This window comes from Microbacterium sp., assembly GCF_051953575.1.
In the GTDB taxonomy this organism is placed as follows: domain Bacteria; phylum Actinomycetota; class Actinomycetes; order Actinomycetales; family Microbacteriaceae; genus Microbacterium.
In genome coordinates, this window is record NZ_JBQCIP010000204.1 from 1 (window position 1) to 5,072 (window position 5,072).

Below are 5,072 nucleotides of genomic sequence, written 5' to 3' on the forward strand. Positions count from 1 at the left end.
CCGAGGGCTCCGAGACGCCTCGCCCCGGCGACGTCGTCTCGGTCGTCGTGACGCACGCGGCGCCGTTCCACCTTCTCGCGGACTCCGCCGACGGAGCGCCGCTGCGCATCCGTCGCACCCGCTCCGGTGACGCCTGGGATCGCGCGCAGGCCGAATCGTGCGCGATCCCCGCACCGGCCGGAGAGCCGGGAGCACCGCGCGCGGTGTCGCTCGGGCTTCCCACGCTGCGCGTCGGTGTCTGACGCCACCACGCCCGACCCCGCGGTGAGCGGGCCCCGCACGTCCGCGCGGCACATCTGGGCGGTCGTCGGCGCCACCGGCACCGGCAAGACCGCCCTGTCGCTCGACCTCGCCGAAGCTCTGGCCGCGCGCGGACGTGCGGCCGAGATCGTGAACGCCGACGCCATGCAGCTGTACCGAGGCATGGACATCGGGACGGCGAAGCTTCCGGTCGAGGAGCGGCGCGGCATCCCTCACCACCTCTTCGACGCGCTCGAGGTCACCGACGATGCGGCGGTGGCCTGGTATCAGGATGCCGCCCGCGCGGCCGTGCGGGGCATCCATTCACGCGGAGCGGATGCGATCCTCGTCGGCGGCTCGGGGCTGTACGTGTCGAGCGTGCTGTTCGACTTCCGCTTCCCGCCGCGCGACGAGGCGGTGCGCGCGCGTCTGGAGGCCGAGCTGGACGCGACCGGGCCCGGCGCCCTGTTCGCACGCCTGCGCGCGCTCGACCCGGCCACCGCCGAGAAGGTCGATCCGCGCAACGGCAGGCGGATCGTCCGGGCGCTGGAGGTGCTGGAACTGGGGGAGCGGACGCACGGTGCGGCCCTGCCGGAGGCTCCGGTGCTGTGGCACGCCGACACCCGCATCATCGCGGTCGGGGTGCCGCGCGACGAGCTCGTGACGAGGCTCGATGCCCGCGTCGAGGGCATGTGGCGCGACGGGCTCCTCGACGAGGTGCGCGCACTGCGGGAACGCGGGCTCGAGGACGGGGTGACCGCGCGCCGTGCCATCGGCTACGCGCAGGCGCTCTCCCAGCTCGCCGGCGACCTCACCGAGGCCGAGGCGATCGCCGAGACCCAGGCGCTCACCCGCCGGTACGCGCGCCGTCAGGTGTCGTGGTTCAAGCGGTACGACGGCGCGCACTGGGTGGCGTCGGGGGCGGATGCCGCCACCCTGGCAGACTCGGACGCATGACCCCCGAGATCCGTCCCTTCGAACTCGCCGACACCGAGGCGGTCGTGTCGCTCTGGCAGGCCGCCGGGCTGACGCGACCCTGGAACAACCCCTACCAGGACATCAACCGCAAGCTCCGCGTGCAGCCGGAGCTCTTCCTCGTCGCCGTCGACGCCGGCGCTGTCGTGGGCTCGGTGATGGCCGGCTACGACGGTCACCGCGGCTGGCTCTACTACCTCGCGAGCGACCCGCACCGCCGCGGCCAGGGCATCGGCCGGCAGCTGGTCGAGCGCGCCGAGGAGCTGCTGCTCGAGATGGGATGCCCCAAGGTGCAGCTCATGGTGCGTCCCGACAACGGCATCGCCCGCGGCTTCTACGACGAGCTCGGCTATGAGCCGTTCGACGTCTGGGCGACCGGCAAGCGTTTGATCGCGGACTGATCCCGCGGCGCGGGGCCGCCCGTAGACTGGGACGATGCCGCAGACGATCGCGTTCACCAAGGGCCACGGCACCGGCAACGACTTCGTGATCGTCCCCGATCCCGACGGCGCGCTCGACCTCACCGACGACCAGGTCGCCGTGCTGTGCGACCGGCGGTTCGGCATCGGCGGCGACGGCATCCTGCGCGTGGTCCGCTCGGCGGCGATCGACGAGGGCGCGGAGGCCGCGGCGTCCGGCGCGGAGTGGTTCATGGACTACCGCAATGCCGATGGCTCGAAGGCCGAGATGTGCGGCAACGGCGTGCGCGTCTTCGTGCGCTACCTCGTCGATGTCGGCTGGGCTGATGTGGATGCGGGCCCCCTCGCGGTCGGCACGCGCGCGGGAGTGAAGACGGTCACCCGCAACGAACGCGGCTACGAGGTGGACCTCGGCGCCTGGCGCGTCGACGAATCCGAGGTGCTCGTGCGCACGCGCGGCGGCGGTGCTCCGCGGCCCGGCGTGGGGATCGACGTCGGCAACCCGCACGTGGTCGTGGCCCTGCCCGACGAGGCCGAGCTCGAAGCGCTCGACCTGGCCGTGCAGCCGCTGCTCAGCCCCGAGCCGCCGCACGGCGCCAACATCGAGTTCGTCGTGCCGAGCGACCCGCTGGTGCACGAGGGCGTCGGCTCGATCCGCATGCGCGTGTTCGAGCGCGGGGTGGGCGAGACGCTGAGCTGCGGCACCGGCGTCGCGGCGGCCGCGCTCGCGGTGCGTCACTGGGCGGGTCCCGCGGCCCCGGACCGCTGGGTCGTCGATGTTCCGGGCGGGACGCTGGGGGTGCGGATGCCGGAGGTCGGCGGCGAGCGTCACGTGCTGCTGTCGGGGCCGGCGACCCTGGTGTACACGGGCGAGGTCACGCTCGCCTGAGCCGCCCGCCGCGGTGTCGGCGTGAACCCTGCGGTCAGTCCGCCAGGGACTCCAGCAGCGTCGCGGACGGCGCGAAGAAGGCGGAGCCGGTCTGTGGCGTCGAGAAGTCCAGCAGCCGGTCGTGGAGGCCGGGCGGGTCGCCGATGAACATGCGCTCCAGCATCCGTTCGATCACCCACAGGCGCCGCGCGTAGCCGATGAAATAAGTTCCGAACTCGCCGTGCGCGGGGGCGCCGAAGGGCATGTTGTCGCGGAGGATGTCGTGCTCGTCGCCGGACTCGTCCACGATGGTGGCGAGCGTCTTGTGCGACTTCTGCTCGGCGGGGCCGGCATCGTCGAGTTCGATGCTGTCGGGCTTCGTGCGGCCCATCACCGCCTCCTGCTGCTCGGTGGTGAGGGTGCGCCACGCCTCGAGCGGATGCACGTACTTCTGCACGACCACGTAGCTGCCGCCGGCGAAAGCCGGATCCTCGTGACCGACGAGCGTCGCCTCCGGGAGCGAGTCGCCCACGGGATTGGCCGTGCCGTCGACGAATCCCAGCAGGTCACGCGCGTCGAAGTAGCGGAAGCCCTCCGTCTCGTCGGCGACGTCGACGGCGTCTCCGAGCAGATCGACGAGCTGGCGCTCCAGCTCGAAGCACAGGTCGCGGCGGTCCGCGCGAATGTGGAACAGCAGGTCGCCCGGTGTGCTGATCGCGGTGTGCGCAGCGCCCTGGATGGTGCGGAACTCGTGCAGTTCGCGGGGGAGGTCGGCGCCGAACACCCGGGGCCAGAGCGCTGCCCCGACCCCGACGGTGCACGAGAGCGACGCCGCGAGATCGCGGAACGCGACGTTCTTGGTGACGTCTGCGAGATCGCCGAGCACGCCGCGCACGGTGGCGGCGGCTTCGGGCGTGTCGCGCACCGTGAGCACCAGGAACACCGCCGAGCGGGTGAGGGGCGCATCGACGCGCTGCGGTTCGATGGGGACGCGGCGGGCTTCCGACACGTGCGGCTCCTCGGATCAGTCGATGATGGGGATGTCCTCAGTGGGCGGGGATCCGTGACGTCGCACCTTCAGCACGCGGAAGCCGCGCGCCGTCGCGGACCGATGCACGCTGTAGCCGTGCGCGAACGTCGCGGCCAGCCAGCGCTGGAGGGAGTCGGACCCGAGGTTGCGCTGCACCACGAGCCAGGCATCCGATCGCTCGTCCAGCCGGGGGATCCAGCGTTCGAGCAGTCCGTGCAGCTCGTTCTTGCCGACGCGGATCGGCGGGTTCGAGCGGATCGTGCGGAACACCACGTCGTCGGGAACATCGTCGGGCAGCGAGGCGTTGATGTTGGAGAGCCCGAGGGCCTCGGCGTTGCGACGCACGAGGTCGAGGGCGCGCTCGTTGACGTCGACCGCCCACACGGTCGCGTGCGGTGCGTCCAGGGCAAGGCTCAGCGCGATGGGACCCCAGCCGCAGCCCAGATCGAGAAAGTCGCCCCCGGCCGGCGGCGGCGGTGTGTTCGCCAGCAGCACGGCGGTGCCCGAGTCGACATGGTCGGGGCTGAAGACGCCGCCCGCGGTGGTGACGTCGAGGTCACGGCCTGCAAGACGGACGCGGACGCGCCGAAGGTTCTCGGGACTGGCGGGGGTTGCACTGAAGTAGTGATCGCCGCCCATGGCTGACGAGCCTAGCGGAGGACCAACCCGCATGCCCACAGCGCAGGACTAGAATTCACGGATGCCTCAACCGGCCGGTCACGGTCGAAAAGGCTCCACCAACCGACGTAAGGAACACATGACCGACACGACCACACCCCGCAGCACCGACGAGACGCCGGTGGACCCGGTGGATCGGGTGCTGTCGCGCGCCGACGCGCGGTCCGGGGTGCACGTCTTCGGTGCCGCCCAGGCGCTGCAGGACGAGGCCACGATCGGACGCCCCGACAGCGACGGCGAGCAGTGGGACCGCGAGGAGCGCGCCGCGCTGCGCCGCGTGCCCGGGCTCTCCACTGAGCTCGAGGACGTCACCGAGGTCGAGTATCGCCAGCTGAGGCTGGAGAACGTCGTCCTCGTCGGCGTGCACCCGCAGGGGCAGGCCGAAGAGGCCGAGAACTCCCTGCGCGAGCTCGCCGCGCTCGCCGAGACCGCCGGTGCGGTCGTGCTCGACGCCGTGCTGCAGCGGCGTCCGCACCCGGACCCGGCGACGTACATCGGCCGCGGCAAGGCCGAGGAGCTGCGCGACATCGTCGCGGCCGTCGGCGCCGACACGGTCATCGCAGACACCGAGCTGGCCCCCAGCCAGCGCCGCGCGCTCGAGGATGTCGTGAAGGTCAAGGTGATCGACCGCACGACCGTCATCCTCGACATCTTCAGCCAGCACGCCAAGAGCCGCGAGGGCAAGGCGCAGGTGGAGCTCGCGCAGCTCGAATACCTGCTGCCGCGCCTGCGCGGCTGGGGCGAGTCGATGAGCCGGCAGGCCGGTGGCCAGGTCGGCGCCGGCGGCGCCGGCATGGGCTCGCGCGGTCCGGGTGAGACGAAGATCGAGCTCGACCGCCGCCGCATCCGCACCAAGATGGCG

At 72.1% G+C, this 5,072-nt stretch carries 6 protein-coding genes and 1 pseudogene; 5 read left to right on the forward strand and 2 right to left on the reverse strand.

The window, feature by feature from the left end; genetic code table 11:
• From ACTHNQ_RS12535 to dapF, 4 genes and pseudogenes are all read left to right on the forward strand, one after another.
• Positions 1–242: pseudogene (locus tag ACTHNQ_RS12535) on the forward strand (tRNA (N6-isopentenyl adenosine(37)-C2)-methylthiotransferase MiaB); the annotation flags it as partial.
• Positions 235–1,197 (forward strand): tRNA (adenosine(37)-N6)-dimethylallyltransferase MiaA, encoded by a 963-nt coding sequence (miaA, locus tag ACTHNQ_RS12540; RefSeq protein WP_440333825.1) that lies wholly within the window; start codon positions 235–237, stop codon positions 1,195–1,197. The pseudogene ACTHNQ_RS12535 and the gene miaA, both read left to right, overlap by 8 nt.
• Positions 1,194–1,616: a GNAT family acetyltransferase gene (locus ACTHNQ_RS12545; RefSeq protein ID WP_440333827.1), complete on the forward strand. Its 423-nt coding sequence runs from the start codon at positions 1,194–1,196 to the stop codon at positions 1,614–1,616. Before miaA ends, ACTHNQ_RS12545 begins: the two co-directional genes overlap by 4 nt.
• Before the next feature lie 34 nt (positions 1,617–1,650).
• Positions 1,651–2,523: a diaminopimelate epimerase gene (dapF, locus tag ACTHNQ_RS12550; RefSeq protein ID WP_440333829.1), complete on the forward strand. Its 873-nt coding sequence runs from the start codon at positions 1,651–1,653 to the stop codon at positions 2,521–2,523.
• A gap of 34 nt (positions 2,524–2,557) precedes the next feature.
• Here dapF and ACTHNQ_RS12555 read toward each other — a convergent pair whose 3' ends face one another.
• Both ACTHNQ_RS12555 and ACTHNQ_RS12560 read right to left on the reverse strand, forming a co-directional pair.
• Entirely contained in the window at positions 2,558–3,511 is a 954-nt protein-coding gene (locus tag ACTHNQ_RS12555) for a Dyp-type peroxidase (protein WP_440333831.1), read from the reverse strand.
• A 15-nt stretch (positions 3,512–3,526) separates the two neighbouring features.
• Positions 3,527–4,171, reverse strand: coding sequence for a class I SAM-dependent methyltransferase (locus ACTHNQ_RS12560; RefSeq protein WP_440333833.1), 645 nt, complete (start codon positions 4,169–4,171; stop codon positions 3,527–3,529).
• Between the two features lie 118 nt (positions 4,172–4,289).
• Here ACTHNQ_RS12560 and ACTHNQ_RS12565 point away from each other — a divergent pair.
• Positions 4,290–5,072 (forward strand): HflX GTPase family protein (locus ACTHNQ_RS12565; protein WP_440333835.1); only part of this gene is annotated, 783 nt, incomplete at its 3' end.